Here is a 25,982-nt window from a genome sequence, read left to right as displayed (position 1 = left end):
TTTGCGGGGCGGGGCGACCAGATTGCCGCCTGCCCAGGATTTCATGGTGCGGTCGAGAAGACTCGAACTTCCACGGCCTTTCGGCCACAACGACCTCAACGTTGCGCGTCTACCAGTTCCGCCACGACCGCACGTGAAACTCCGCCGGAGATGCCCGGCGTCTGGTGAGGACGCGGCCCCTAGCAAAGCCGATTGGGGCTGGCAAGCGGCTCTGCGTGCTTTCCTCAAATTGTTGTTCTCCCTATGCGGCTTGGCAGATGCCGCCCGAATCCGCCCTTCGCGCCGAAACGCGCCGCATCCTCGCGCTCGCATGGCCGGTGATCCTCACCAGCCTGAACTGGACTTTGCTCCACGTTACCGACGTCGCGGTGGTCGGGCTGGCGGGCGCGCATGAAGTCGCCTCGCTCAGCGCCAGCCGCTCGCTGACCTTTCCGGGAATCGTGATGGGGCTGGGGGCGCTCACCGGCGTGCTGGTCCATGTCGCGCGCGCCGATGGCGCCGGCGACCTGCGGGCGACCGGGCGCGTGCTGCACCAGGGGCTAGTGCTCGGGCTGGTCCTGGGGCTGGCGAGCGCGCTGGTGTTGTTCCTGTTCCCCATGCCGATGCTGCTCGGGCTGGGCGTCGCGCCGGAGATCGCCCCTGCCGCCGCACGCGTCGTCCGGGTGATGGCGATCGCCTATCCATTCCAATTGGTGACGCTTGCGGCGAGCTTCTTCCTCGAAGGCGTCAGCCGTCCGCGGCGAGTGACGCTCGTCAACCTCTCGACCCTGCCGATCAACGCGCTGCTCGCCTGGGTGCTCGCCACCGGACAGTTCGGCTTGCCGGCATGGGGCGCGGTGGGCGCCGCGGCGGCGACCGCCATCGCCTCGGCGCTGGGCGCGCTCGGCATGCTCGCCGCCGCCTGGACCCTGCCGCGCGCCGCCGCCCGCGGTGTCCACGCGCTGCGCGACTTTGCCAGCCGCGAGACGCTGTGGGGCGCGCTGGCACTTGCCCGGTTCGGCCTGATCCCGGCGATCGCCTCGGGGCTAGAGCTGGTCGGCTTCGCGATCCTGATCGCGCTGTCGACCCGGCTTGGCGACGATACCGCGCACGCCTTCCAGCTCGTCTTCTCGATTCACAACGTCCTGTTTTCGGTGGCGCTGGGGCTGGGCTCGGCGGCAGGGGTGCGCGTTGGCAACGCGATCGGCGAAGGCGTGCCCGAACAGGCGGCAGGGCGCGCGCGAATCGCCGCGGTGCTTGCCGCGCTATCGACCGGAGCGTTGGCGGTGGTGCTGCTGCTCGCCCCCGGCGTGGCCACCGGATTGTTCCCGGCCGACGCCGCGGTGCATGCGATGGCCGCGGGGATGCTGGCGGTGTGGGCGCCGTTCATCCTGTTCGACGGGGTGCAGGTGGTGTTCGTCTATGCGCTTCGTTCGCTCGGAGACCAGGTGATCGCCGGGGTGAACGGCATCCTCGCCTTCTTCGTGATCACCGGGGGTGCCGGCGTGCTGCTGATCCATTGGGGCTATGGCGCGACCGGTCTGGTCGCCGCCTCGGCCGCGGGGATGATCGCCGCAGCCCTGCTCAACGGGGGACGACTGATCTGGGTCAGCCGCCGATTTCGTTCGCGAAGCTGAGCTCGACGACCTTGGCATTGGGCGGCGGATCGATCTTGGCGCCGGTGAAGTCCAGCGCGGCCTTGGGCCCGATCGCACGCGCCTCCGGGGCGATCCGCCAACTGTAGACGAGCTGGTCGGTGCCGTCGCGCAGCTCGACGCGGATATCGGGCACATGCGTCTTGTCGCCTGTGGGGTTCACGACCTTGCCCGAGACGACCAGCGCCTCGCTGCCATTGGGCATGGTCTTGAGCTCGACGGCTTTGTCGGTGAAGCGCAGCACCGTCTCGGCCTCGCCGCCAATGCCCAGCCCGAGCTGCGCGGCGATGCCGGGCGCGCCCGAATAGAGGATCGCACCGGTGCCGAGCAGCATCGAGATTCCGGCGACGAACGCCGCGGCGGTCCAGCGGCGCGCCGGATTGCGACGCGGCTTGAACGGCGGCTGTGGCGCGAAGGGATCATATTCGGGAGCGGCGGCCGGATCCTCGAACACCCGCGGGGCCGGACGCGGTGCGGGCGCCGCGGCTTCGGGGGGCGCGGCGCGGCCGCGGGCTTCGCCGCGTCGGCGGCCGGCGGCGCCTGCTCGGCCGCAAGGTCGCTCGGGCTGGCGCGCGTCGCCAGATCCAGGACCGATGCGGGCGCCTGATACCAGCTATGCTTGCAACTGGCGCAGCGCACCGTGCGACCATCGGGCCCGATTGCGCTGTCGGGAACGAGGTACCGCGTGCGGCACTGGGTACATTCCAGGATCATACAAGCATCTTTCGGAGCCGGGCATTGCCCACGCGCGGCAATGGCGGATTCTAACCCCAACAACTCGGGGCGACAAGCGCCGGGCGAAGTCATCCACAGCTTTTGCAAGCCCTATTTGGCACGCACATTCCGCACTTTCCCGCGTCTTGCGGAATCGCCGCAAGCTGCCGGGCGCCGCATTCGGCTTGAGCCCCCCTCGCGCCTGTGCGATGCCCGAAATGGGCAGATAGGGAGCGGCCGGCGCCGGCGAATGGCCAATATCGTGCAATTCGAGACTGTCGGCCTGCGTTACGGCAGCGGGCCCGAGACGCTCTCCGACCTCAGCTTCACGCTCAAGAGCGGCGCCTTTTATTTCCTCACCGGCCCCTCCGGCGCGGGCAAGACCTCGCTGCTCAAGCTGCTCTATCTCGCCCAGCGCCCGACGCGCGGCGTGATCCGGCTGTTCGGCGAGGATGCCGGCGCGCTGCCGCGCACCCGCCTGCCGGGTTTCCGTCGCCGCATCGGCGTGGTGTTTCAGGATTTCCGGCTGGTCCCCCACCTCTCGGCCTATGACAATATCGCGCTGCCGCTGCGCGTCGCCGGCGTGTCCGAGGCGGATATCGAGGCGCCGGTGCGCGAGATGCTCGCCTGGGTCGGTCTCACCGATCGCGGCCGGGCCAAGCCGGCGACGCTTTCGGGCGGCGAGCAGCAGCGCATCGCGATCGCGCGCGCGGTGATCGCGCGGCCCGAGATGCTCGTCGCCGACGAGCCGACGGGCAATGTCGATCCGGCGATGGCCGAGCGGCTGCTCCATCTGTTCGAATCGCTCAATCGGCTGGGCACGACGGTGGTGGTGGCGACGCACGATTTCCACCTGCTCAATCGCATCCCCAATGCGCAGATGATGCGGCTCGAAAAGGGCAAGCTCAACGACCCTACCGGCGCGCTGCGCAACCCGCCGGGGCAGCCATGAGGCTGGGTTTTGCCTCGGCCGCGCCCGAGCGCCGGCTGCTCGATGAAGGCCGCGCGACGCGGACGATGATGGCGATCATGGCGATCATGCTGTTCCTGACGACGCTCGCCGGGGCGCTGGGGCTGGGGATGTTCGCGGCGACCGCGCAGCTCGATCGCCAGCTCGAAGGGCGGCTCACCGTGCAGATCGTCGAGCCCAATGCCCAGGCGCGCGATGCGCAGACGCGCGCCATGGTGGCCGGGCTGGCCAGGCTGCCGGGGGTGACGCGCGTGAAGGAGGCCGATCGCGCGCAGCTTGCCGAACTGCTCAAGCCGTGGCTGGGCGATGCCGGGCTCGATCCCGAGCTGCCGATGCCGGCGATGATCGATGTCGAGGTGCGCACCGACGGCATCGCCGCAGTCGAGCGCGCGGCGCGGCGCATCGCCCCCTCGGCACGAGTTCGATCGCCATGCCCAGTGGCTGTCGCCAGTGCGCGGGTTCATGACGACGCTGAGCTGGCTGGCGCTGGGGCTGATGGTGCTGATCGCCACCGCGACAGCGGCGATCGTGCTGCTTGCCGCACGCTCGGGGCTGGACACGCACCGCGACACGATCGAAGTGCTGCATATGCTCGGATCGACCGACGTTCAGGTTGCGCGGCTTTTCCAGCGCCGGATCGCGCTCGACACGCTGCTGGGCGGCGTGGCGGGGACGCTCGGCGCGCTGCTGCTCGTCGCGCTGCTCCAGTCGCGGATGGGAACGATCGGGTCGGAGATGCTGAGCGGCGTCGCGCTGCAGCAGCGCGACTGGTTCGTGCTGCTGCTCCTGCCGCTCGCCTTTGCGCTGCTCGCGACGATCGCTGCGCGGCTGGCGGTGCTGCGTGCGCTGGAGCGGGCGCTGTGATCTGGCGGACCGCACTTTTCGTGCTGCTCGCCTGGGCATTGGGCTTCGTCGTCTTCATGTTCTCGCTGGGCAAGCCGCTCGACGCGCGCAAGACCGACGCGATCGTGGTGCTGACCGGCGGCCCTGGGCGGATCGACCGCGGGCTGGCGGCGCTGCGCCGCGGCGATGCGCAGCGCATGCTGGTCAGCGGCGTCGATCCCGATGTCCGCCCGATCGAATTCGCGGTCGAATACAAGATCGATCGCAAGCTCTTCGGCTGCTGCATCGATCTGGGCTGGCAGGCGGTCGATACGCGATCGAACGCCGAAGAGACGGCCAAATGGGTCGAGCAGCACAAGTTCCACACGATCCGGCTGGTGACGACCGACTGGCACATGCCGCGGGCGCGGATGGAACTGTCGCATGCGCTGGGCAGCGACGTCGAGTTGATCGGCGACGGCGTGCGCAGCCGCACCGGATATCGGGTGCTGCTGCGCGAATATCACAAATATCTGGTGCGCCGCGTCGCGCTGCTGGTGGGGGCGGGATGATGGCCTGGGTGCGCACGGCGATCTTCTCGCTGTTGTTCTGGGCGATTTCGATCCCGCTGGTGCTGCTGGCGCCGGTGGCGGCGCTGTTCGGTCCGTCGGTGCTGCGGCGCTATGTCCTGCGCTGGATCGCGCTGCACCGCGGGCTGGCGCGCACGGTGCTGGGCATCCGCCTGCGGCTCGAGGGCGAGATCCCGGACGGGCCGGTGATCTTCGCCGCCAAGCACGAATCGCTCTATGAGGCGATCGAGCTCACCGGGATGCTCGATTCGCCGGCGACGGTGATGAAGCGCGAGCTGGCGAGCATCCCCTTATGGGGCTGGACCGCGCGGCGCTATGGCGTGATCGTCGTCGACCGCGAGGCCAACGCCGCGGCGCTGCGCCGGATGATGAAGGACGCGCGCGCGGCGCTGGACGGCGGGCGGTCGGTGCTGATCTTCCCCGAGGGCACGCGCGTGGCTCCCGGCGAGGCGCCGCCGCTCCGCGCCGGGATGGCGGGGCTCTATCGGATGCTCAACCTGCCGGTGGTGCCCGTGGCGGTGCGCGCCGGGCATGTCTGGCCCAAGCGGGGCGCCAAGCGGCCGGGCGAGATCACCTTCCGCTTCGGCGCGCCGCTGCCGCCGGGCCTGCCGCGCGCCGAGATCGAGGCGCGGGTGCATGCCGGGATCAATATGCTGCACCCGCCCGTAGTGCACGAGACCCCCGAAAAACGATAGCAGGAGAGCGCGTATGAAACTGGCCAGCCTGAAGCACGGACGGGACGGCAAGCTCGTCGTCGTTTCGAACGACCTCGCCTGGTATGCCGATGCCAGCGCGATCGCGCCGACGCTGCAGGCGGCGCTCGACAATTGGGAGGCGGTCGAGGCTGACCTGCGCAACCTAGCCATCGATCTCGACCACGAAGCGATCCCGATGATGCGGTTCCACGAGCGACAGGCGGCATCGCCGCTGCCGCGCGCATTCCAATGGGCCGACGGCTCGGCCTATGTGAACCATGTCGCGCTGGTGCGGCAGGCGCGCGGTGCCGAGATGCCCGACAGCTTCTGGCACGATCCGCTGATGTATCAGGGCGGCTCGGACGGCTTTCTGGGCCCGCGCGATCCGATCCCACTAGCGGACGAGGCCTGGGGCTGCGATCTCGAGGGCGAAGTGGTGGTAGTGACCGGCGACGTGGCGCTGGGCGCGAGCCGCGACGAAGCGCTGGCGGCGGTCAGGCTGGTCGGCCTCACCAACGACGTGTCGCTGCGCAACCTGATCCCCGGCGAGCTTGCCAAGGGCTTCGGCTTCTTCCAGTCCAAGCCGGCCAGTGCCTTCTCGCCAGTATTCGTCACGCCCGACGCGCTGGGCGACTGGTGGCGGGACGGCAAGCTGCACCGCAAGCTGATGGTCGATCTCAACGGCCAGCCCTTCGGCCGCGCCGAGGCGGGCGAGGACATGACCTTCGACTTCGGCACGCTGATCGCGCACGCCGCCAAGAGCCGCAGGCTCGGCGCGGGGACGATCATCGGATCGGGCACGGTTTCGAACCGCGATAGCGACGGCGGCCCAGGCAAGCCGATCGCCGAGGGCGGGGTGGGCTATTCGTGCCTCGCCGAGCTGCGCACCATCGAGACGATCCGCGGCGGCGCGGCAGTCACGCCCTTCCTCAAGACCGGCGATACCGTGCGCATCTGGGCCGAGGACGACAAGCACCACCCGATCTTCGGGGTGATCGAGCAGACCGTCGGGGGCTGAGGCGCCCGAGCCTAGCGCTTCTTCAGCGCGTCGTTGACTTCGATCCAGTATCCGTCGGGATCCTGGAGGAAGATCTGGCGGATCCCGTCGGTGCGCATGGTCTGGATCGCGCCCGGCGTGCCGGCGATGTCGCTCCAGCCCTGGCCGCGTGCCTTGAGCTGCGCGAGGATCGGATCGAGGCTGGCGACCGCGATCGCCATGTGCACGCGGCGTGGCTGCATAACCGCCGCGTCGCGCCCGGGCTGGATGTGCAGCTCGACGCCATTGGCCAGCTGCATCCAGCGTGGGCCGCCCGCTGGGAACGGGGCGGGAATCTCGTGCAGGCCGAACATTGCGCGATAGAAGTCGATGCTCTTCCGCTGGTCGACCACCCAGATCGCGACATGGTCGAGCCGAGCGACCGCCGCAGGCATATTCTGGGCGAAGAGCGGCGGGGCGAGCAGCAGCGAGACGGCAAAGAGCGAAGTGCGCAGGATCATTCGGGGTCTCCTCCCGCCAAGACTAGCATCGCCGCGCGGCCGCGGAAGCACCCTCGAGGTCGTATATCCCTCAGAAGCAGAACGATCCCTGGCGCAGGACCAGTTCGAAGCGCGCGAGCGTTTCATGGCGGCCTTTGCCGTGGATACTCTTGACGAGCTGCAGCTCGCGCACATGCCAGCCGATCGGTGCGATCGGAAGGGTTCGTTCGGGCGCCGTACCATAAGCGAGCGTCATGTGCGGACGGAAGCGATAGGGCGGCAGATGCAGGCCCATCGCGGTCAGGCGCTTCACCAGTTTGCGTTGCAGTTCGCGTAAATCGCGAAGCTCCCGACCGCCGCGCAGCGCATTGCGATGGAGACGGTCGAACAGGATCGCGCACGGCTCGAAAAGCATCGCGGCGAAGGCGGTTTCCAGAACGGAGATGAGGCCTGCCGGCGCTTCGCGGGCATCACAGAGCGGCAGGATCGTCGTGTGGAATCGTTCGCGGCCATAGTCACCGGCTAGGCCGAGTTCTCGCTGTCGCTGCTCGGCGTCTAGGGCCGTTTCCTCTGGGGGCTTGGCGAAGATGTAAAGTGGGCGGGGGGCCTGCATGGGGTGTCCTCAGTGAAAATCGCGCGATTTGACCGGGATCAGGTCGGGAGCTTTAAGGCTGCGGCGCGGTGGCCAGCTCTCAAGCGCGCGCTGGCGCGGCAGCTTGATCCGTTCGCGCGGATCTATCGTGCCGCCATGCGTCGCGCCGTCGCCCGGCGCCGTCATCCGCGGCAAATCGAGTTCGCCGACGTCGCGCAGCCACGGCGTGAGATCGGCGATCGCCTCCGCGACTAGGTGGATGACGATCCCTTCCTTCTGGACCTTGCCGCGGATCGCCAGCATCGTCGCCGACATCACCGTGCGCCGGTTTTCCTCGAAGCGATCGGCCCAGAGCACGGCATTGGCGATGCCGGTTTCGTCCTCCAGCGTCACGAACACCACGCCTTTGGCGCTGCCCGGCCGCTGGCGCACGAGGATCAGCCCGGCGACTTCGACACGCGCGCCGTCTTTGAGCGTAGCGAGATCGCCACATCGCGTGATCTGCCGCGCCGCGAGCCGGCCGCGCAGGAAGCTGACCGGATGCGCGCGCAAGGAGAGCTGGGTGGCACGATAATCCTCGACCACCTCGCGGCCTTCGGTCAGCGGCGCCAGCGCCACCGCCGGTTCGATGCTTTCGGGCACGGTCAGCCTCTCGCGGGCATCGGCGGCGCTGAACAGGTCGAGCGGCTTCTGGCCGAGCCCCTTGATCGCCCACAATGCCTGCCGCCGGTTGAGCCCGAGCGCGTGAAACGCATCGGCGCGCGCCAGCCGTTCGAGCGCTGACGGTTTGACGTTCGAGCGGCGCCAGACATCCTCGATCGAGACGAAGGATGCTTGTGTGCGAGCGGCAAGGATTGCTTCGCCATCGGCTTGGGCCAGCCCCTGGACGATGCGCATGCCCAGCCGGATCGGTTGCATGCTCGCCCAATCCGCATCGGTTCCGCAAAACGCCCGATGCCGCGGCCGGGAATGGCCTTCGGGCACGATCCGCGTATCCCAATCGCTGTCGTTGATGCACACCGGCCGAACCTCGACGCCATGCCCGCGGGCGTCGCGCACCAATTGCGCAGGGGCATAGAATCCCATTGGCTGCGCATTGAGCAATGCGGCGCAGAATATATCGGGATGATGGCATTTCATCCACGACGAGGCGTAGGCGATCTTGGCAAAACTGGCAGCGTGGCTTTCGGGGAAGCCATAATTGCTGAAGCCGCGGATCTGCTCGACCAGCCGCTCGGCAAAATCCTGGCTGATCCCGCGTTCGAGCATGCCCGAGATCAGCTTGGGGCCGAATTCGCCGATATCGCCGCTCGACTTGAACGTCGCCATTGCGCGGCGCAGCCGGTCCGCCTCGCTCGCAGTGAAGCCGGCGCCGATGATCGCGACCTGCATCGCCTGCTCCTGGAACAGCGGCACGCCGAGCGTCTTCTTGAGCACCTCCTTGAGGGCAGGCGAAGGATAATCGACGAGATGGGGATTCTGCCGGCGCTTGAGATAGGGATGGACCATATTGCCCTGGATCGGCCCGGGACGGACGATCGCAACCTGGATGGCGATGTCATAGAAATTGACCGGCTTCATCCGCGGCAGCATCGACATTTGCGCGCGGCTCTCGATCTGGAACACGCCGAGCGTGTCTGCCTGCCGGATCATCTCAAAGGTAAGCGGATCGTCTTCCTGCATCATCGGCGATGCCATGGTGATGTGGGTCTGCTTGTGCGCGCCGAGCAGATCGAAGGCGCGCCGCATGCAGCCGAGCATGCCCAGGCCGAGGATATCGACCTTCATGAAGCCGAGTTCCTCGATGTCGAGCTTTTCCCATTCGACTACCCGGCGATCGACCATCGCCGCCGGCTCGACCGGGATCAGATCGTGCAGCTTGTCGCGCGTGAGGATGAAACCGCCAGGGTGCTGCGACAGGTGCCGAGGCGTGCCGATCAGCTCGCGGGCAAGTTGCAGCGTCAGCGCCAGCCGCGGGTCGCTGCGATCGAGGTTCAAAGCATCGGCATGCTTGTCGTCGACATCGTTCGACCAGCCCCAGACCTGTGACGAGAGTGCCGCGGTCATATCCTCGGGCAGCCCCATCACCTTGCCGACTTCCCGCAGCGCACCGCGCGAGCGGAAGCGGCTGACCACCGCCGTGAGCGCGGCATGATCATGGCCATAATTGTCGTAGATCCACTGGATCACTTCCTCGCGCCGCTCATGTTCGAAATCGACGTCGATATCGGGCGGCTCCTTGCGCTCGGTCGAGATGAAGCGCTCGAACAGGAGCTGGTGCTTGATCGGATCGATCGACGTGATGCCCAGCGCGAAGCAGATTACCGAATTGGCCGCACTGCCGCGCCCCTGGCAGAGGATGTGCTGGCTGAGCGCGAACTGGACGATCGAATTTACCGTGAGGAAATAGGGCGCATAGTTCATCTGCTCGACCAGCCCGAGTTCATGGACGAGCAGGTCCTGATGCGCCTGGGAAGGCTTGCCGGCGAAGCGCTGCTTGAGCCCGTTCCAGGCGAGGGAGGCAAGCGCCTGTTGCGCGGTGCGGCCGTGAATGACCCCTTCCTCGGGATATTGGTGATTCAAGTCGCGCAGCGAAAAGGTACAGCGCTCCGCGATCGCTTGCGACGCCGCGATCGCCTGCGGATAGTCGCGGAAGCGCCGCGCCATTTCTTGCGGCGATTTGAGATGCCGATCGGCGCTGCGCTCGCGGCGGAAGCCGAGGGCGTCGATCGTGCAGCGCTCGCGGATCGCGGTTACCACGTCCTGCAGCATCCGGCGGTCGGGCGTGTCGTAGAGGACGTCGCCGGTGGCGAGCGCGGTGAGGCCGAAGCGGCGCGCGGCAAGGTCCAGCTGGTGCAGCCGCATCGCGTCGCCGGGGCGGCGATGCTGCGTGAGGCAGACATGCCCGCGCTCGGCGAACACGTCCGCCATCCAGCGCAAGGCGAGCGGATCGCCGGTGTCCGCGAGACCGGGCACCAGCGCGCCGACCAGCCCCTGCGCGGCTCCGGCAAGATCCTCCCAATGGAGGAAGCATTGGCCCTTCTCGCCTTTCTGGGCATCGGCGCGCGCCTTGCCGAGCGTGAGCAGCCGAGTGAGCCGCGCCCAGGCAGCCCGATCCTCGGGCCAGACCAGCACCGACGTCCCGTCGACCAGATCGAGCCGGCAGCCCGCAATCATCCGGATCGGAATGCCCAGCGCGGTGACCTGTTCGGCGGCGACCAGCGCGCGCACCACGCCCCCCACCGAATTGCGATCGACGATGCCGAGCGCAGGCAGGCCGAGCAAGGCCGCCTGGCGGAACAGTTCCTCGGGCGACGCCGCGCCGCGCAGGAACGAATAATGCGTCGTCACCTGGAGCTCGGCATAAGAGGGCGTGGGGCTCATCCGAACACCCCGTGGAGATACCAGCTGAGATCCCCGGTAACGGCGTGCTCGCCGTCGCCCGAGCGGAACAGCCAGTAGCGCCGACCCGCCTCGTCCTCGACGCGGAAATAATCGCGCACGCTCGATCGCTCGGCATCGCGCTTCCACCATTCGCCGTGGATCCGCTCGGGCCCGTCGGCATGGACGACCTTGTGCGCCAGCCCGCGCCAGGTGAAGCGGCGCGGGGCATGGTCGGGCAGCTCGGCGATGACGTGATCGAGACGCTCGGGGCGGCGGAGCAACCGCGCGGGCTTGGGCCATTGGGGATGCCAGGGATGGAGCGCCGGGCTGCGGGCGAGCTGGCGGATATCGTCGCGCTTGCCGGCCTGCGCCGCGCGCATCGGCGGATCGAGCACGGGCGCGCGCGCCGCTGCACGTTCGGGCACGTCGCTCTCCACCGGCCGCATCCGCCACATCGCCGCCAGTCCGATCCGCGTTGCCAGCGTATCGACCAAAGTGGCGAGATCGGGCGCGGCCTCTTCGTCCAATCGCTCGACCAAAGGCTCGGGCCCGAGCGGGCCAGCGCGGCGGACGTGTAGGGTGACCGCATCGATGCCATAGCCCGGCTCGACATCCTCGATCCGGCGGCAGAGCAGGCGGAGCAGATGCGCGGGATCGCGGCTTGGCCGGGCAAGGCCGATGCGGATGCGCTGGGGAACGCCGTCGATCCGCTCGGCGATACATTCGAGCGCCCGCACGCCAAGCCCCTCGGCCTCAAGCGCGGCGGCGAGCCTGAGGACGAGCACGCCCAACCAATGTTCGATGGCGTCGGCGGTGAGGATCGGCTCGGCGAAGCGCTGGCGCACGGCAATGGCGTGCGGCGGGACGACGGGGTCGAGCGGTTCGGGGATGCGGCCGAGCGCCTGATCGAGCCGCAGCACCGTGGCGGCGCCGAAGCGGCGGACCAATGGGGCGCGCGGCAGGGCGGCGAGCTGGCCGATGCGATCGATGCCGAGCCGCTTGAGAAGCTCGCTCGCGGCATCGTCGATGCGCAGCGCCGAGGGGGGCAGATCGGCGAGCGCGCGCGCCTGATCGCCGCGCGGACAGGGGGTCACGCGGGTGCGGGCAAGGCGCGCCAATGCCCAGGCGGCCCCCGGCGTGTCGGCGATCGCGACCTGCGCGGTGAAGCCCGCGCGCGCGAGCAGGCGGACGATATGCCACGCCATGCTTTCCTCGCCGCCGAACAGATGGGCAGTGCCGGTCAGGTCGAGGAACAGCCCGTCCTCGCCCGAAAGCGCGACGATAGGCGACCAGCGCCGCGCCGCGAGGATGGCGAGGCTGCGCAGCGAGGCGCGATCGCCCTCGGGATCGGCGGGACGGATGTCGAGCCCGGGCAGCTGCGCCCGCGCCTGAGTGATCGCCATGCCCGGACGCAGCCCGAGCGCAAGCGCCGCAGGGCAGGCCGCGGCGATCTCGACACGGCTGCCGATGTGCACGGCGGTGACGAGCGGCGGCGCCCCGACTTTGCCGGCGGGGGAGCCTTGCCCAGCCATCGCCTCTGGCGGCTCCGCTTCCCGAGCGCGCTCGTCGAGGAATTGGGAATGTCCCCCCTCATCCGGCGGCATCGCCCGGAACGGGTTCGTCGCCGCTTCGTCCTTGCGCCCGACCTCGTGCCGTGCCCGCGCCCGCGTCACCGGGGGCAGCGCGACCTGGCCGGGCTGGTCCTCGCGGGCCCAGCGCGCGCCGGGCCGCCAGCCCCCGCCGCGCGGGACCGAACAGGCATGTTGCTGTTCCCCGGCGACGGCCTGGCGCAGCGGCGCGAGCGAGGCCGCCGGGCGCGGCTCAGGCGGCCTGGTGGTGCGCCGCCCCGCGCGCCACAGCCTTTCGATCGGCCAGTGCGGCAGGTAGAGCGCAGCGACCCGTTGCATCGCAGGCCTCCAATATCTGGTTGAACGATTCTCCCCCTTTTGCCGGGCCAGCTCGACGCGCCAGCGCGGCCGCCCCACCCCTGCCACCGGCAGCGGCGCCGACGGGGCGCAGCCGATCCGCCAGCGCGTTACCGCCGCCGAGGGCGGGCGCAGCGGGTCCGCGCCCTCGCGGGCATGGCGGCGCATTAGCAGCGCGATCGTGCGCCCGCCCTCGGCGGCCAGCTGGATCCGGCGCGTCGCGGCCATGTCGGCACGCCGCGCCTCGCCGATCACGGCGCCGAGGCCCCGATGGCGCAGCCCCTCTTCCATGATCGCGAGCAATTCGGCGTCGTCGCCCGCCTCGGCATAGATCAGCCTTTGGGGATCGAGCCCCGATTGCGACAGGCCGGGCGCGAACAGATCGCGCCGGCGCACCACCCACAGCACCGGCCCCCAGGCGCGCGCGGCGATCCCCGCCAGGAACAAGGTGGCGGCGCAATCATCGGCCATATCCGCCGAGCCGCCGGCGATTTCGTGGAGCGCATCGAGCCGCAGCCCGCCGTCGCTCAGCCGCGAATTGACGGCGGCAATGCCGAACGGCAGCGCCGGCCGCCGCTTGAACCCACTGGGTTCGAGCGCGCGCAATTGGGCGCGCAGCGATTCGAGAAGGGCGGGATCGGCCATGGACTCCAAGCAACTCGGGGACGGGATTCGTTCCTATTCTGTTCCACAGAGGTGCAGAGTCAAGGCGGATGTTTTGCATCTGTTCTCGACGTCCGCCGTCGCCCAAAGGCTTCGCTTCGTCGCAGGCGCGCGACGCCGCGGTTGACCCCGGCGCCCGCCGCGGGGATCACCCTGCCGCGCGGCGCCCGCCGCCATGGGGCACTTCAGGAGAACCGAATGCGCGGTATCGTGTTTGTGGCGGCGCTTGCGCTTGCCGGCTGCGGCAGCAAGACCGAACATCACCTCAAGGGCGACGACGGCACCGACGTCAAGGTCGAGACGAGCAAGGCCGGCGAGACCGCGGTGATCACCACGACCAACCCCGACGGAACGACGTCACGGCTGGAAAATGGCGGGCGCTGGCCCGACGGGCTGGCCGGGCTCGCGCCGGCCTATCCCGGCGCGACGATCCTCACCACCGCGACCACCGACCAGAATGGCGAGAAGAGCGTGATGGGATCGTTCGAGACCAAGGACGCGCCCGCCAAGATCATCGCTTTCTACAAGCCGCTCGCCGAGGCGGCGGGATTGAAGGGCACGATGAACATGGAGACCGGCGAGATGAGCATGTTCGCCGCCACCGACGAGAAGACCGGCCGCTCGCTGAGCATCCAGGTCGCCGTCGAGGACAGCAAGGCGACGGGAATCGTGAGCTTCGTGACCAAAAAGCCTGAGTAACGCCGGCTCGGCAGGTACGCTTGGGATGGCTCACAACGTCCTTCCATACGTGCTCAACCAAATCCGATAGGCCGCGGCTTGCTGGAGCAGCTCGCAGGCGCGCCGGTCAAGCCGTGGCCGGCGCGCCTACCGGACCGACCGGCGCCTCTTCGCCACGCGAATAGGTGCCGGTGAGGAGGCCCGCAGCAAGGATGCGCCCCTCGATCGCCTTCAGCGCGACACTGCGTCCGGGGCTGCCGCCGACATCGGGGCCAGGACCGACCGCGAAAAGCTGAAAGGCGTAATGATGTTCGCCGTGCCCGGTCGGCGGATCGGGCGGAAGCCAGCCTTCGCCAAGGAACGAATTGCGGCCGACATCGCTGCCGTCGAGACCCCCTGCCCCGTCCCTGCGGATCGCACCTTCGCGCAGTTCGCCTCCCTGGCCGGGAAGGTTCCAGACCAGCGCATGGACCAGCGGCTGCGGGGTGGGAGCGTCAGAATCCTCGACGATCAGCACGAGACGCTCGGTGCCTTCGGGAACGCCAGTCCAGAACAATGGCGGCGACACCCCCTCGCCATCGGCGGTGAAACGCTCGGGAAGGCGCGCGCCATTGGCGAAGGCCGGGCTGGCGAGGTGCAGCGATTCGAAGCTGCCGAGCGCAGGCTGGGCGATGGCAAGCTTTTCAGGGCCCGCGCGCACGCCCTTGAGCGCATTGCCGAGCCAGTGGGGAACATGTTCGAGCATACGGGACTAACCGTCCTGTGCGGGGATGGGTCCCCTATCCTCCAGACGGGATATTAAAGATCCAGCTTCTCGTAATCGCTCGGCGGGGCGATTCCCTCCATCCGTTCGGACAGCAAAGGCCGGAAGCTCGGCCGGCTCTTCATGCGGATATACCAGCCCTTGGCCTGTTCGTGGCTCTTCCAGTCGATCCCACCGAGATAGTCGGCGATCGAGATCTGCGCCGCGGCGGCGAGATCGGCCAGGCTCATCGTCGGCCCGGCGAGCCAGGTGCGGTGATCGAGCAGGAAATCAATATAATCGAGATGGGCAACCGCCGCCTTCATTGCCTCGCGCAGCGCCTTGGCGTCGGGCGCCATCTTGTGGACGATGCGCTTGATCATCCGCTCGTGGAGCAAGGGCGCCGTGATGTCGTGATAGAAATGGTGATCGAACCAGACGACCAAGCGGCGGATCTCGGCGCGGTCGGTCGCGGTGCCGTTGATCATCGCATTCTTGGCGACGGTTTCCTCGAAGAACTCGCAGATCACGGTCGAGTCGATCAGCGTCACGCCGCGCTCGGTATCGACCATCACCGGGACCTGGCCGGTGGGGTTCAGATCAAGGAATTCGTCGCGCCGCGCCCAGGGCGACTTGCGGACCGGCTCATAGCCGATGCCTTTTTCGCCGAGCAGCAGCCGGACCTTGCGCGAGAACGGACATAGCGGAAATTGGAGGAGCTGCCACATCCCCATGGCTTTAGGCCTGGCTGCGCGCTCGCGTAAAGCGCTTGGGCACGTCAGCCGTTATTTGTCGCCATAGCCTTCTACCGCCTGGCGCAGCGGCGCGAGCGCGGCGCGAAGGCGGGCGGCGGTGTCTTCGAGCGAGGCGCTCATCGCAAGCGCATCCTGGGCAGCGGCACCGGTAACCGCGACGGCACGGCGGGTATCGTCATGAAGGCGGCGCTCGAAGCCGGGATCGCGGCGGCGCTCGATGTCGCGCAGCGTATCGGTGGCGCGAATATCCTCGTCGGGATCGGCATAACGGGCCAGCGGGCCGACCTTGGTGTCGAGCACGATCCCGGCGATCTGGCTGACCACGCCGGCCAGCCCTTCCTGCACCATCGGGTTCTGCAGCGCGCGCGTCGCGGCCTCGGCCTGATCGCGCGACTGGGCCAGCGCGGGCGCCGCGCTGACGACGCAGAGGAGGGCGGCAGTAGAGACGAGGCGCATGACATTCTCCCGAGTCGACAGGATCTGGCCGCGCCTTATATCACAATCGCTTAGCGCTGGCTGAACGAGTTTGCGACGAGTCACACGGCATGGGTGCCAAGCCATAGTCTTGCAAACCGAGATTATCCCGACGCAGCTCCAGGTGAATTCTTCCACCCACCCGACAGTTCGAGACCAGGCGTGCGTCGCTGCTGGCGCTGAACCGTTCGCCACTTGCGGTCTCGATCTCAAGGACCGTCTGCGGCGCACCTCGGCTATTGGCGCTGCGACTATTGCCTGGCCCGATCCAACGGATCGTCGCGTCCATACCAGTAACCGTCCTGCCGGATCGCGGCGAAAACGCCCAAGCGGACCAGCATATCATCGCGACGAAACCGACCACCATCACCGCAGCAAAGCGATCGGCCGCAAGTGCCTTTCGGCGCTTGGCGATATCCGGTTCCAAAGGCTTACTCCGCCGCGACGAGCTCCACGCTATCATCAAGCGGATGCGCCAGCCGCGTCAACATCTCGCGCGGCACGACCTGCCAGAACTTGCCGATCGCACGCTCCCAATCCTCGAGGATACCGTGCGACCATTTGCTGTCCGTCGCCTTGGCATGTGCCTCGACCAGGCCGCGCAGCCTGGCCTCCCAATGCGCCGAGGCGATGCGCTGCCAGGTGATGTTCTCGGGGTTTGCGCGGCGGGCGAAATTGTCTTCCGCGTCATAGACGAACGCCATGCCGCCCGTCATGCCGGCGCCGAAGTTCATGCCGACCTTGCCGAGGACCACCGCGGTGCCGCCGGTCATGTACTCGCAGCCATTCGCGCCGCACCCTTCGACGACGACTTCGGCGCCGGAATTGCGCACCGCGAAGCGCTCGCCCGCCTGGCCAGCGGCGAACAGCCGGCCCGACGTCGCGCCGTAGAGCACGGTGTTGCCGATGATCGTGTTGTTCCACGATTCGATTGGCGAGCTGACCATCGGTCGCACGACGATCACGCCGCCCGACAGGCCCTTGCCGACATAGTCGTTGGCGTCGCCGAACACTTCCAGCGTGATGCCCTTGCACAGGAAAGCACCCAGCGATTGCCCGGCCGAACCGCGCAGGCGGACATGGACATGGCCGTCGTTCAGCATGGCCATGCCGAAGGTGTTGGTCACCTCGGAAGACAAGCGCGTGCCGACCGCGCGGTGCGTGTTCCGCACGCTATAGGTCAGCTGCATCTTCTCGCCGCGTGCGAAGACGGGCGCGGCGTCCTTGATCATCTGCGCGTCGAGGCTGTCGGGTACTTCGTTGCGGAAGGTCGACAGGCTGAAGCGACGCTCGGAGTCGTCGGCATCGACCTTGGCGAGCACCGGATTCAAATCGAGATCATCGAGATGCTCGGCGCCGCGGCTGACCTGGCGGAGCAGCTCGGTGCGGCCGATCACTTCGTCGAGGCTCTTGAAACCGAGCTTCGCCAGGATCTCGCGGACTTCCTCGGCGATGAAGGTCATCAGGTTGATGACCTTTTCGGGCGTGCCGACGAACTTGGCGCGCAGGCGCTCGTCCTGGGTGCAGACGCCGACCGGGCAGGTGTTCGAATGGCACTGGCGGACCATGATGCAGCCCATCGCGACGAGGCTGAGCGTACCGATGCCGAATTCCTCCGCGCCGAGGATCGCGGCGATCACGATGTCGCGCCCGGTCTTGAGCCCGCCATCGGTGCGCAGCTTGACCCGGCCGCGCAGGCCATTGAGCGTCAGCGTCTGGTTGACTTCGCTCAGCCCCATTTCCCAGGGCGTGCCGGCATATTTGACCGAAGTGACCGGCGAGGCACCGGTGCCGCCGACATGGCCGGCGACGAGGATGACGTCGGCATGCGCTTTTGCGACACCCGCTGCGACCGTGCCGATGCCGGCCGAAGAGACCAGTTTCACGCAAACGCGCGCGCGCGGATTGATCATCTTCAGGTCGTAGATGAGCTGCGCCAGATCCTCGATCGAATAGATGTCATGGTGCGGCGGCGGGCTGATGAGCGTCACCCCAGGCGTCGCATGCCTGAGCTTCGCGATGAACTCGGTCACCTTGAAGCCAGGCAGCTGCCCGCCCTCGCCGGGCTTGGCACCCTGCGCGACCTTGATCTCGATCTCGTCGCAGGCGTTGAGATATTCCGCCGTCACGCCGAACCGGCCCGAGGCGACCTGCTTGATCACCGAATTGGCGTTGTCGCCATTTTCATAGGGCTTGTAGCGGATCTTGTCCTCGCCGCCCTCGCCCGACACTGCCTTGGCGCCGATCCGGTTCATCGCGATCGCCAGCGTCTCATGCGCCTCGGGCGAGAGCGCGCCCAGCGACATGCCGGGCGTGATGAAGCGCTTGCGGATTTCGGTGATCGCCTCGACCTGGTCGATCGCGATCGCCTCGGCAGGGAAGTTGAACTCGAGCAGGTCGCGCAGATAGACCGGCGGCAGATCGCGGACGCCGCGCGAAAAGGCGAGGTAAGACGAATAGCTGTCGGTCGACACCGCGGTCTGCAGCAGGTGCATCAGCTGCGCCGAAAAGGCATGGGTCTCGCCGCCATGGCGTTGGCGGTAGAAACCGCCGATCGGCAGCGCGGCGACTTCGCGGTCATAGGCGGCTTCGTGACGGAGACGCGCCGAGAGATGGAGCGAGGCATAGCCCTCGCCCGAGATCTTCGCAGGCATGCCGGGAAACAGATCGTTGACCAGCGCACGGCTTAAACCGACCGCTTCGAAATTATAGCCGCCGCGATACGACGAGATCACGGCGATCCCCATCTTGGACAGGATCTTGAGCAGGCCTTCGTCGATCGCCTTGCGATGCCGCTTGAGGCATTCGGCGAGCGCGATGTCGCCGAACAGCCCGCGGGCATGGCGATCGGCGATCGAGGCTTCGGCGAGATACGCGTTCACCGTGGTCGCGCCGACGCCGATCAGCACCGCATAATAATGGGTGTCGAGGCATTCGGCGGTGCGGACGTTGACGCTGGCATAGCTGCGCAGCCCGCGGCGGACGAGATGGGTGTGGACCGCGGCGGCGGCGAGCACGCCGGCGATGGCCACCTTGTTTGGGCCGATATGCTCGTCGGTGAGGAACAATTCGGTGCAGCCTGCGCGGACTGCCTGCTCGGCCTCGTAGCGGATGCGCTTGATCGCCGCGCGCAGCTCCTCCGGGTCGCCGCCGGCGGGGAAGGTGCAGTCGATCTCGGCATGCTGGGCGCCGAAATGCGCGCGCAGGCGATGCCAATCGGCATTGGTGAGCACCGGGCTTTCGAGCACGAGCACGCGGCCGGGCGTGCCCTCGACATCGAGGATGTTGGCGAGATTGCCGAAGCGCGTTTTGAGCGACATCACATGGCGTTCGCGCAACGGGTCGATCGGCGGGTTGGTGACCTGCGAGAAATTCTGCCGGAAGAACTGGCTGATCAGCCGCGGCTTGTCCGAGATCACCGCGAGCGGGGTATCGTCGCCCATCGATCCGATCGCTTCCTTGGCGGTCTCGACCATCGGCGCGAGGATCAGCTCCATGTCCTCGAGCGTCTGCCCGGCTGCGACCTGGCGGCGGGTGAGATCGGACCGGTCGTAATAGGCCAGCGCGGCCTCGGGCTCGGGCAGATCGTCGACGGTGAGGAATTCCCCGATCATCGCGGCATAGTCCGCCTCGGCAGCGATGCGGTCCTTGATCTCGCGATCACCGAACAGCCGGCCTTCCTGCAGGTCCACGGCGATCATCTCGCCGGGACCCATCCGGCCCTTCGCGACGACAGTCGATTCGGAAATGTGGACCATACCGGTTTCCGAGCCGACGATCAGCAGGCCATCGGAGGTCTGTGTGTAGCGCAGCGGGCGCAGCGCGTTGCGGTCTACGCCGGCGACGGCCCAGCGGCCATCGGTCATCGCCAGCGCAGCCGGGCCGTCCCACGGCTCCATCACGCTCGCCAGATATTTGTACATCGACAGATGCGATTCGGGCGTGTCCTCGCCCATCGCCTCGGGGACGAGCATCAGCTTGGCGGTCGGCGCGTCGCGGCCGGAGCGGGCGATTGCCTCGAAGACTGCGTCGAGCGCTGCGGTATCGGAGGCGCCGGCCGGGATGACCGGCTTGATATCCTCGCTTTGCTCGCCGAATGCGAGGCTTGCCATCTTGATCTCGTGGCTGAGCATCCAGTTCTTGTTGCCGCGGATCGTGTTGATCTCGCCATTGTGCGCGAGGCAGCGGAACGGCTGCGCCAGCCACCATTGCGGGAAGGTGTTGGTCGAATAGCGCTGGTGGAAGATCGCGACGCGGCTGGTGAAGCGCTCGTCCTTGAGATCGGGATAGAATTCGCCGAGCGATTCCGCGAGGAACAGCCCCTTGTAGACGATCGAGCGCGTCGACAGCGAGCAGATGTAGAAACCGCTGATCTGCGCGGCGATCACCTTGCGCTCGATCCGGCGGCGGACGAGATAGAGGTTCTTCTCGAACTCGGCCGCATCGACGGAGTCCGGAAGCGGACCGGCGATCATGATCTGCTCGATCTCGGGGCGCGTCATCTGCGCCTTCATCCCGATCACCGAGACGTCGACCGGCACCTGGCGCCAGCCATAGATGGTGTAGCCGGCTTCGATGATCTCGGATTCGACGATGGTACGACAGGTTTCCTGCGCCCCGAGATCGGTGCGCGGCAGGAAGATCATGCCCACCGCCAGGCGGTTGGGCAGTACGCGGTGGCCGCCGGCGGCGATGGCGTCGTCGAAGAAGCGCACCGGAAGGTCGACATGGATGCCCGCGCCGTCGCCCGTCTTGCCATCGGCATCGACCGCTCCGCGGTGCCACACCGCCTTGAGCGCATCGATCGCCGACTGAACGACGCGGCGCGAGGCCTGACCATCGGTGGCAGCGACCATGCCCACGCCACAGGCATCGCCTTCGAATTCGGGACGGTACATGCCCTCGCGGGCAAGGCGTTCGCGCTCGGCGGCCAGGCGATCGGTCATCACTTCTTTTCCTGCTTTTCGTCGGCGAGCTCCGCCACCATCGCAGCGATGCGTTGCTGCGCGTCGGCCATCGCCCTGGTCATCATCGCCCGCTGCGCCGCGAGCACATCGGGATCGGCCATGATCGTCGGTGCCAGCTCGGCATAAGCGCGGCCCGCCGGGGTATCGTAAAAGGCGCCGATCGCGGCCAACTGGTCGAGCGTGAAGCGCCGCGCATAAGCGCGCGCCATCGCATCGAGCATCGCCGGCATCAATTCCTTGGTCAGCGCGACCGTGCGATCGAGCTGGCCGTTGATGAACTTGTCGAACGTCCCCGACACCTTCGGATCTGCGGCGATCTCCTTGAACATCGGCGACTCGAGCATCGAGCTGCGCATGTTCTCGATCATCGGCCGGATCATCTGATCGACCATCGCGTCGCGCCGATCGGCGGGCATCAGCCGCGCGATCACGGCTTGCGCAGCGGCGAGCCGGGCGGGGTCCGGCGCAGTTGCCGCGGCCGTCGGCGCGGTCTGGCCCGCAGCGGCCGGAGCAGTGGCAACCAGCAGCAGGAAGGCAGCACCTAGCATCATTCGCTCCTCACGCCTGCCTTGGCCAGATCGGCGTCGGCCCTCGCCTGGCACGCGTCGAGCGCCGGCATCAGCTTTTCGGGCATTTCCTGCATCAGCACCTTCTGGGTCGCCTGCATGAAGCGCTCGAGCGGATATTTTGCCAGGAACGGCGCCATGTCCGCCTTGTCGCCCGCGGCAACCAGCGCCTTATAGTCTGCGCCCGAATAGAACTCGGTGAGCTTGTCGAGATCGGCGTCGGTGAGCGACTGCGCGACGCTGCGCAGCGAACTGACCGAAGCCGCCTCGCTCGCGCGGTCGGTGCACGCAGCCTGCGCCGCCATCACGCCGCGGATCGCCGCCTGTTTGCCGGGATTTGCGGTGGCGAGCGCCTTTTCGCGCGCGACGGCGAAGGCATCCGGCTGCTGCGCCTCGGCCTGTGCAGGCGGGAGCGCTGCGATGAGGCGCTCGACGCGGGTCGCATGGTTGGGCGATTCCTGGGCAGGGAACAGCGCGAGCAGCGCCAGTGCGAACGGGCCGCTCACTGCGTGCCCTCCTGCTCGGGTTCGCCCGCCGGGGCGGGATCGCGCTCGAGCGTCTTGGCGTCGAGGCCGAGCAGACCGGCGAGCTTCTTGCGCTCCGCTGGGGTGAGATCCTTGTTCGTGCGCGGCTTGGGCAATTCCTTGGTCGCGGCCTCGGCCTTTGCAACCATGTCGGGCATGTGATCGATCATCTTCGGCATGAGGCCAGTCATCGCCTTGACCATCTCGGGATCCATGGCCAGCGCGAGCGACTGATCGGCATAGTGGTTGCCGGCCGGCGTTGCGAAGAAGCGGCTCATTTCGGCAAGCTCGGCGGCACTGAACTCACGCGCATAGGCACGCGCGAGCGCATCGCGGAGCACGGGCTCCATTTCTGACATCACGCCGGACATCGCGTCGCCCATCGCCCGCGTGCCGAGCTTGAGCCGCTGGCTCCAATGCGGATCATAGATGTCCATGACTTCGCCTATCGTCGCGTCGCCCAGCGCCTCGGCATCCGCCTTGCTGATTCCGGTCAGGCGCACGAGCTCGTCGGCCGGCATCGCCCCCATTGAATCGGTCATCGTGTCCATGAGCTGGTCGAAGGTCGCGCCCATCAGCCGTTTGTAGATACCGGCGGGCATAAGCTTGCCGACGACCGCCTGTGCAGCCGCCAGGCGCGCGGGATCTGCAGCGGCAGGCGCTGGCGCCGCGGTTTGCGCGCACGCGGGCATGGCGCCGGCGAGCAGGAGCGCCGCGAGCAAATGGCGGACGAACGGCTTCACGGCTTTTTCCCCGGATATTCGGCCACCGCTTGCCGCACCGTGTGGACCAGCCGTGCCTCGTTGCGCGCGATCACATCCTGCCCCCAGGCGCGGCTGATCGCGCGAATGCGCGGATCGAGCGCCTGGAGCTTCTGCGCGGCGCTGGTGCCGCCAAAGCTGAGCATCACGCCATAATCTTCGGGCGCGAGGCTGGACATCAGCGCCTGCATCGCCGCCTTCTCGGCCTGGCGCTCGTCGAGCGCGCCCGACTCACCGACGCCGCGATAGATTTGCGCGACCATTTTCTGCCCGGTCGGCGTGTTGAAGAAGGTCAGCGTCTCTGCGATCTCCTGCGCGGTCATGCCTTCGGCGAACAGCGCACTCAACTGGGTGCGCAGCGACGGCAGCTCGCGTCCGACGATGAGCGTCAGCGCGCTGCGCGTCCGCCCGGCGACATGCTGTTTGAGCGCGGGATCGCGCGCGAACAGCGTGCGTGTCTCGGCCGGCAGAAGCTCGGTCTTGGAGAGATTGGCGTCAAACATGCGCCCGGCAAGCCGCGTGATCGTCTCGTCGCTGGCGAGCAGCGCGACGAGTTGCGCGGCACCACGGGCAGGCGTGGCGGTGGGCGTGACGCCGGATTGGGCAAAGGCCGGCGCAGCGCCGAGCAGCAGCGCCGCAGCCAGGAACGGGCGGACAATGTTCATGCCGCGACCGAAGCCTTGGCATGTGCGCGCATCCAGGCGTGCATGTGCGCCGACACGTCGCGACCGTCGCGGATGCCCCAGACCACCAGGCTGGCGCCACGGACGATATCGCCCGCGGCGAACACGCCATCGAGGCTGGTCATCATCGTCTTGCCGTCGGTGCGCACCGTGCCCCAGCGCGTAACGCCGAGTTCGGGCGCGCCAAACAGGCGCGGCAGATCCTCGGCCTCGAAGCCCAGCGCCTTGATCACCAGATCGGCGGGCAGGCGGAATTCGCTGCCCGGATCGAGCTCGGGCGCGCGACGGCCGCTGGCGTCGGGCGCGCCGAGCCGCATCCGCGCGGCACGCACGCCTTCGACGCGGTCACCGCCATCGAACGCCTCGGGGGCAGATAGCCAGACGAACTCCACGCCTTCCTCTTCGGCGTTGGCGACCTCGCGCTGCGAGCCCGGCATGTTGGCGCGATCGCGGCGATAGAGGCACTTCACCGACTCCGCGCCCTGGCGGATCGCCGTGCGCACGCAGTCCATCGCGGTGTCGCCGCCGCCGATCACCACTACATGCTTGCCCGCGGCATCGAGGCTGCCATCGTCGAAGGCAGGAACCGCGTCGCCGAAGCTCTTGCGGTTCGACGCGGTGAGATAGTCGAGCGCCTCGACCACGCCTTCGGCACCGACCCCGGGGGCCTTGATAGCGCGCGTCTTGTAGACGCCGGTGGCAATCAGGATCGTATCATGGCGGCGGCGCAGATCGTCGAGGCTGGCGTCGCGGCCGACTTCGAAGCCGAGATGGAACGCGATGCCGGCTTCCTCGAGCCGGGCGACGCGACGCATCACCACCGACTTTTCGAGCTTGAAGCCCGGGATGCCATAGGTCAGCAATCCGCCGGCGCGATCGTGCCGATCGTAGACCGCGACGTCATAGCCCATCTCGCGCAGATATTCGGCGGCGGCGAGGCCGGCGGGGCCGGCACCGATGATCCCGGCCGACTGGCCGCGCGCCGGGCCGACGCGCACCGGCTCGACCCAGCCCTCTTCCCAAGCAGTGTCGGTGATGAACTTCTCGACCGAACCGATCGTCACGGCGCCGTGACCCGAGAATTCGATCACGCAATTGCCTTCGCACAGCCGGTCCTGCGGGCAGATGCGGCCGCAGATCTCGGGCATGGTGGAGGTGCTGTTCGACAGTTCATAGGCCTCGCGCAGCCGCCCCTCGGCGGTCAGCCGCAGCCAGTCGGGGATATGGTTGTGCAGCGGGCAGTGCACCGAGCAATAGGGCACGCCGCATTGCGAGCAGCGGCCAGCCTGCGCCTCGGCATCGGGAACGGCATAGCGCTCCGCGATTTCGCGGAAATCCTCCGCGCGCAGTTCCGCTTCGCGCTTTGCCGGATAGACCTGCCCGCGCCCGACGAACTTCAGCATTGCATCTTCAGCCATACGGACCCCCTGCCATAAGGGCCTCGCGAATAAAAGGCAGTGATGCTTACCTTATTGCAGATTCAACACTCGCAATGTTCGACATTGCCGAATGATTCAATCGATAATAGTTCCGAGCCGGACCTATCGCGTGTATAGCCAAGTAAGCGCTGCTGCACCGGCAACGATACGGTACCACGCAAAGGGCGCAAAACCATGGCGGGTGACGACGGCGAGAAAGGCCTTCACCACCGCGAGCGCAACGACGAAGCTCACGACGAACCCGATTGCGATGAGTTCGATGCCGCTGCCTGTGATAACGTCGCGATGCTTGTAGAGCTGGAGCACGGTCGCGCCGGTCAGGGTCGGCAAAGCCAGGAAGAAGCTGAAATCGGCGGCGGTGCGGCGATCGATGCCCAGCGCCATCGCGCCCATGATCGTAGCGCCCGACCGGCTTACCCCCGGGATCATCGCAATGCACTGGACCAGCCCGATCTTGATCGACTGTGCGGTCGATACGCCCGAAATGCCGAGCACGTTCTCGGTGCGTGCCAGCCGCTCGATCACCAGGATCGCGATGCCGCCGGCAATCAGCGCCCAGGCGACCACGACGGCATTTTCGAGCAGCGCGTCGATCTGGTCGCCAAAGGCGAGCCCGAGGACCACTGCGGGGAAGAAGGCGAGCAGCAGATTGCGCACGAACGCGACCGACGCCGCCTCCCAGCGCAGCAGCCCCTTGAACACCGCGAGAAAGGTTCGCCAGTAGAGCGCGACGATTGCCAGGATCGCGCCGGGCTGGATCGCGATGTTGAACACCGCCCATTGCGCGGCGTCATAGCCCATCAGCTCGCTGGCGAGGATCAGATGCCCGGTCGACGAGACGGGCAGGAACTCGGTTACACCCTCGACGATGCCCAGCAGGATCGCGACGAGAAATTCGGACATGCACGCGTCCTTGCTCTGCCCGCGC

The 25,982-nt window shown here is 67.6% G+C and carries 23 protein-coding genes, 1 tRNA gene and 1 pseudogene; 7 read left to right on the top strand and 18 right to left on the bottom strand.

Annotated elements, in window-relative coordinates; translation table 11 throughout:
* Positions 1 to 44: 44 nt before the first annotated feature.
* Positions 45 to 131, bottom strand: a tRNA-Leu gene (locus AB2M62_RS18235).
* Between the two features lie 126 nt (positions 132 to 257).
* Between AB2M62_RS18235 and AB2M62_RS18230 the strand changes: the two genes are divergently transcribed.
* Positions 258 to 1,616 carry an MATE family efflux transporter gene (locus AB2M62_RS18230; protein WP_404336096.1) on the top strand — a complete coding sequence of 453 codons (1,359 nt, stop codon included), beginning with the start codon at positions 258 to 260 and terminating at the stop codon, positions 1,614 to 1,616.
* Here AB2M62_RS18230 and AB2M62_RS18225 read toward each other — a convergent pair.
* Both AB2M62_RS18225 and AB2M62_RS18220 read right to left on the bottom strand, forming a co-directional pair.
* Positions 1,588 to 2,088 (bottom strand): hypothetical protein, encoded by a 501-nt coding sequence (locus tag AB2M62_RS18225; protein ID WP_404340076.1) that lies wholly within the window; start codon positions 2,086 to 2,088, stop codon positions 1,588 to 1,590. The two genes, AB2M62_RS18230 and AB2M62_RS18225, sit on opposite strands and share 29 nt — an antisense overlap.
* A 200-nt stretch (positions 2,089 to 2,288) precedes the next feature.
* A pseudogene (locus AB2M62_RS18220) lies at positions 2,289 to 2,348 on the bottom strand (MJ0042-type zinc finger domain-containing protein); the annotation flags it as partial.
* Between the two features lie 250 nt (positions 2,349 to 2,598).
* Here AB2M62_RS18220 and ftsE point away from each other — a divergent pair.
* Positions 2,599 to 3,300, top strand: coding sequence for a cell division ATP-binding protein FtsE (gene ftsE / locus AB2M62_RS18215; protein ID WP_404336094.1), 702 nt, complete (start codon positions 2,599 to 2,601; stop codon positions 3,298 to 3,300).
* Here the strand turns inward: ftsE and AB2M62_RS18210 are convergent.
* Positions 3,263 to 3,721: a hypothetical protein gene (locus tag AB2M62_RS18210; RefSeq protein WP_404336092.1), complete on the bottom strand. Its 459-nt coding sequence runs from the start codon at positions 3,719 to 3,721 to the stop codon at positions 3,263 to 3,265. The genes ftsE and AB2M62_RS18210 overlap by 38 nt on opposite strands.
* A 59-nt stretch (positions 3,722 to 3,780) precedes the next feature.
* On the opposite strand from AB2M62_RS18210, the gene AB2M62_RS18205 reads away from it, so the two are divergent.
* The 4 genes from AB2M62_RS18205 to AB2M62_RS18190 are packed head-to-tail and all read left to right on the top strand — an operon-like array spanning position 3,781 to position 6,443.
* Positions 3,781 to 4,182 carry an FtsX-like permease family protein gene (locus AB2M62_RS18205; RefSeq protein ID WP_404336091.1) on the top strand — a complete coding sequence of 134 codons (402 nt, stop codon included), beginning with the start codon at positions 3,781 to 3,783 and terminating at the stop codon, positions 4,180 to 4,182.
* Positions 4,179 to 4,712, top strand: coding sequence for a YdcF family protein (locus AB2M62_RS18200; protein ID WP_404336089.1), 534 nt, complete (start codon positions 4,179 to 4,181; stop codon positions 4,710 to 4,712). Before AB2M62_RS18205 ends, AB2M62_RS18200 begins: the two co-directional genes overlap by 4 nt.
* A complete protein-coding gene (locus AB2M62_RS18195) occupies positions 4,709 to 5,425 on the top strand; it encodes a lysophospholipid acyltransferase family protein (protein WP_404336088.1) in 717 nt (238 codons plus the stop codon). The genes AB2M62_RS18200 and AB2M62_RS18195 overlap by 4 nt, the downstream gene beginning before the upstream one ends.
* A gap of 13 nt (positions 5,426 to 5,438) precedes the next feature.
* On the top strand, positions 5,439 to 6,443 hold the full coding sequence (locus AB2M62_RS18190) for a fumarylacetoacetate hydrolase family protein (protein WP_404336086.1): 1,005 nt from the start codon (positions 5,439 to 5,441) through the stop codon (positions 6,441 to 6,443).
* Between the two features lie 11 nt (positions 6,444 to 6,454).
* On the opposite strand, the gene AB2M62_RS18185 is transcribed toward AB2M62_RS18190, so the two are convergent.
* From AB2M62_RS18185 to AB2M62_RS18170, 4 genes are all read right to left on the bottom strand, one after another.
* Positions 6,455 to 6,922, bottom strand: a complete 468-nt coding sequence (locus tag AB2M62_RS18185) for a VOC family protein (RefSeq protein WP_404336084.1) — start codon at positions 6,920 to 6,922, stop codon at positions 6,455 to 6,457.
* A 70-nt stretch (positions 6,923 to 6,992) separates the two neighbouring features.
* The gene (locus AB2M62_RS18180; RefSeq protein WP_404336083.1) at positions 6,993 to 7,514 is read right to left on the bottom strand and encodes a 2'-5' RNA ligase family protein; all 522 of its coding nucleotides are present in this window, start codon (positions 7,512 to 7,514) and stop codon (positions 6,993 to 6,995) included.
* 9 nt (positions 7,515 to 7,523) lie between these two features.
* Positions 7,524 to 10,877 carry an error-prone DNA polymerase gene (locus tag AB2M62_RS18175; RefSeq protein WP_404336082.1) on the bottom strand — a complete coding sequence of 1,118 codons (3,354 nt, stop codon included), beginning with the start codon at positions 10,875 to 10,877 and terminating at the stop codon, positions 7,524 to 7,526.
* Complete coding sequence (locus AB2M62_RS18170; protein WP_404336080.1) at positions 10,874 to 13,447, bottom strand: DUF6504 family protein; 2,574 nt, start codon at positions 13,445 to 13,447, stop codon at positions 10,874 to 10,876. The genes AB2M62_RS18175 and AB2M62_RS18170 overlap by 4 nt, the downstream gene beginning before the upstream one ends.
* Positions 13,448 to 13,663: 216 nt before the next feature.
* Between AB2M62_RS18170 and AB2M62_RS18165 the strand changes: the two genes are divergently transcribed.
* On the top strand, positions 13,664 to 14,164 hold the full coding sequence (locus AB2M62_RS18165) for a hypothetical protein (protein ID WP_404336078.1): 501 nt from the start codon (positions 13,664 to 13,666) through the stop codon (positions 14,162 to 14,164).
* Positions 14,165 to 14,270: 106 nt separating this feature from the next.
* Here AB2M62_RS18165 and AB2M62_RS18160 read toward each other — a convergent pair whose 3' ends face one another.
* From AB2M62_RS18160 to AB2M62_RS18115, 10 genes are all read right to left on the bottom strand, one after another.
* A complete protein-coding gene (locus tag AB2M62_RS18160) occupies positions 14,271 to 14,888 on the bottom strand; it encodes a YbhB/YbcL family Raf kinase inhibitor-like protein (protein ID WP_404336076.1) in 618 nt (205 codons plus the stop codon).
* Between the two features lie 53 nt (positions 14,889 to 14,941).
* The gene (locus AB2M62_RS18155) at positions 14,942 to 15,613 is read right to left on the bottom strand and encodes a glutathione S-transferase family protein (RefSeq protein ID WP_404336074.1); all 672 of its coding nucleotides are present in this window, start codon (positions 15,611 to 15,613) and stop codon (positions 14,942 to 14,944) included.
* A gap of 57 nt (positions 15,614 to 15,670) precedes the next feature.
* Positions 15,671 to 16,096: a hypothetical protein gene (locus tag AB2M62_RS18150; protein ID WP_404336073.1), complete on the bottom strand. Its 426-nt coding sequence runs from the start codon at positions 16,094 to 16,096 to the stop codon at positions 15,671 to 15,673.
* Positions 16,097 to 16,545: 449 nt separating this feature from the next.
* Positions 16,546 to 21,060 carry a glutamate synthase large subunit gene (gltB, locus tag AB2M62_RS18145; RefSeq protein WP_404336071.1) on the bottom strand — a complete coding sequence of 1,505 codons (4,515 nt, stop codon included), beginning with the start codon at positions 21,058 to 21,060 and terminating at the stop codon, positions 16,546 to 16,548.
* Positions 21,060 to 21,629 (bottom strand): DUF2059 domain-containing protein, encoded by a 570-nt coding sequence (locus AB2M62_RS18140; protein ID WP_404336070.1) that lies wholly within the window; start codon positions 21,627 to 21,629, stop codon positions 21,060 to 21,062. Before AB2M62_RS18140 ends, gltB begins: the two co-directional genes overlap by 1 nt.
* Positions 21,629 to 22,153, bottom strand: a complete 525-nt coding sequence (locus tag AB2M62_RS18135) for a hypothetical protein (RefSeq protein ID WP_404336069.1) — start codon at positions 22,151 to 22,153, stop codon at positions 21,629 to 21,631. Before AB2M62_RS18135 ends, AB2M62_RS18140 begins: the two co-directional genes overlap by 1 nt.
* The gene (locus tag AB2M62_RS18130) at positions 22,150 to 22,914 is read right to left on the bottom strand and encodes a DUF2059 domain-containing protein (protein ID WP_404336067.1); all 765 of its coding nucleotides are present in this window, start codon (positions 22,912 to 22,914) and stop codon (positions 22,150 to 22,152) included. The genes AB2M62_RS18135 and AB2M62_RS18130 overlap by 4 nt, the downstream gene beginning before the upstream one ends.
* Positions 22,911 to 23,597 (bottom strand): DUF2059 domain-containing protein, encoded by a 687-nt coding sequence (locus AB2M62_RS18125; protein WP_404336065.1) that lies wholly within the window; start codon positions 23,595 to 23,597, stop codon positions 22,911 to 22,913. Before AB2M62_RS18125 ends, AB2M62_RS18130 begins: the two co-directional genes overlap by 4 nt.
* Positions 23,594 to 25,033: an NAD(P)-dependent oxidoreductase gene (locus AB2M62_RS18120; RefSeq protein ID WP_404336064.1), complete on the bottom strand. Its 1,440-nt coding sequence runs from the start codon at positions 25,031 to 25,033 to the stop codon at positions 23,594 to 23,596. Before AB2M62_RS18120 ends, AB2M62_RS18125 begins: the two co-directional genes overlap by 4 nt.
* A gap of 123 nt (positions 25,034 to 25,156) precedes the next feature.
* Entirely contained in the window at positions 25,157 to 25,957 is an 801-nt protein-coding gene (locus tag AB2M62_RS18115; RefSeq protein ID WP_404336063.1) for an undecaprenyl-diphosphate phosphatase, read from the bottom strand.
* Positions 25,958 to 25,982 lie beyond the last annotated feature (25 nt).

Source organism: Sphingomonas sp. MMS12-HWE2-04 (assembly GCF_044881185.1).
Lineage (GTDB): Bacteria > Pseudomonadota > Alphaproteobacteria > Sphingomonadales > Sphingomonadaceae > Sphingomonas.
This window is presented reverse-complemented; position numbering and strand designations above follow the sequence as displayed.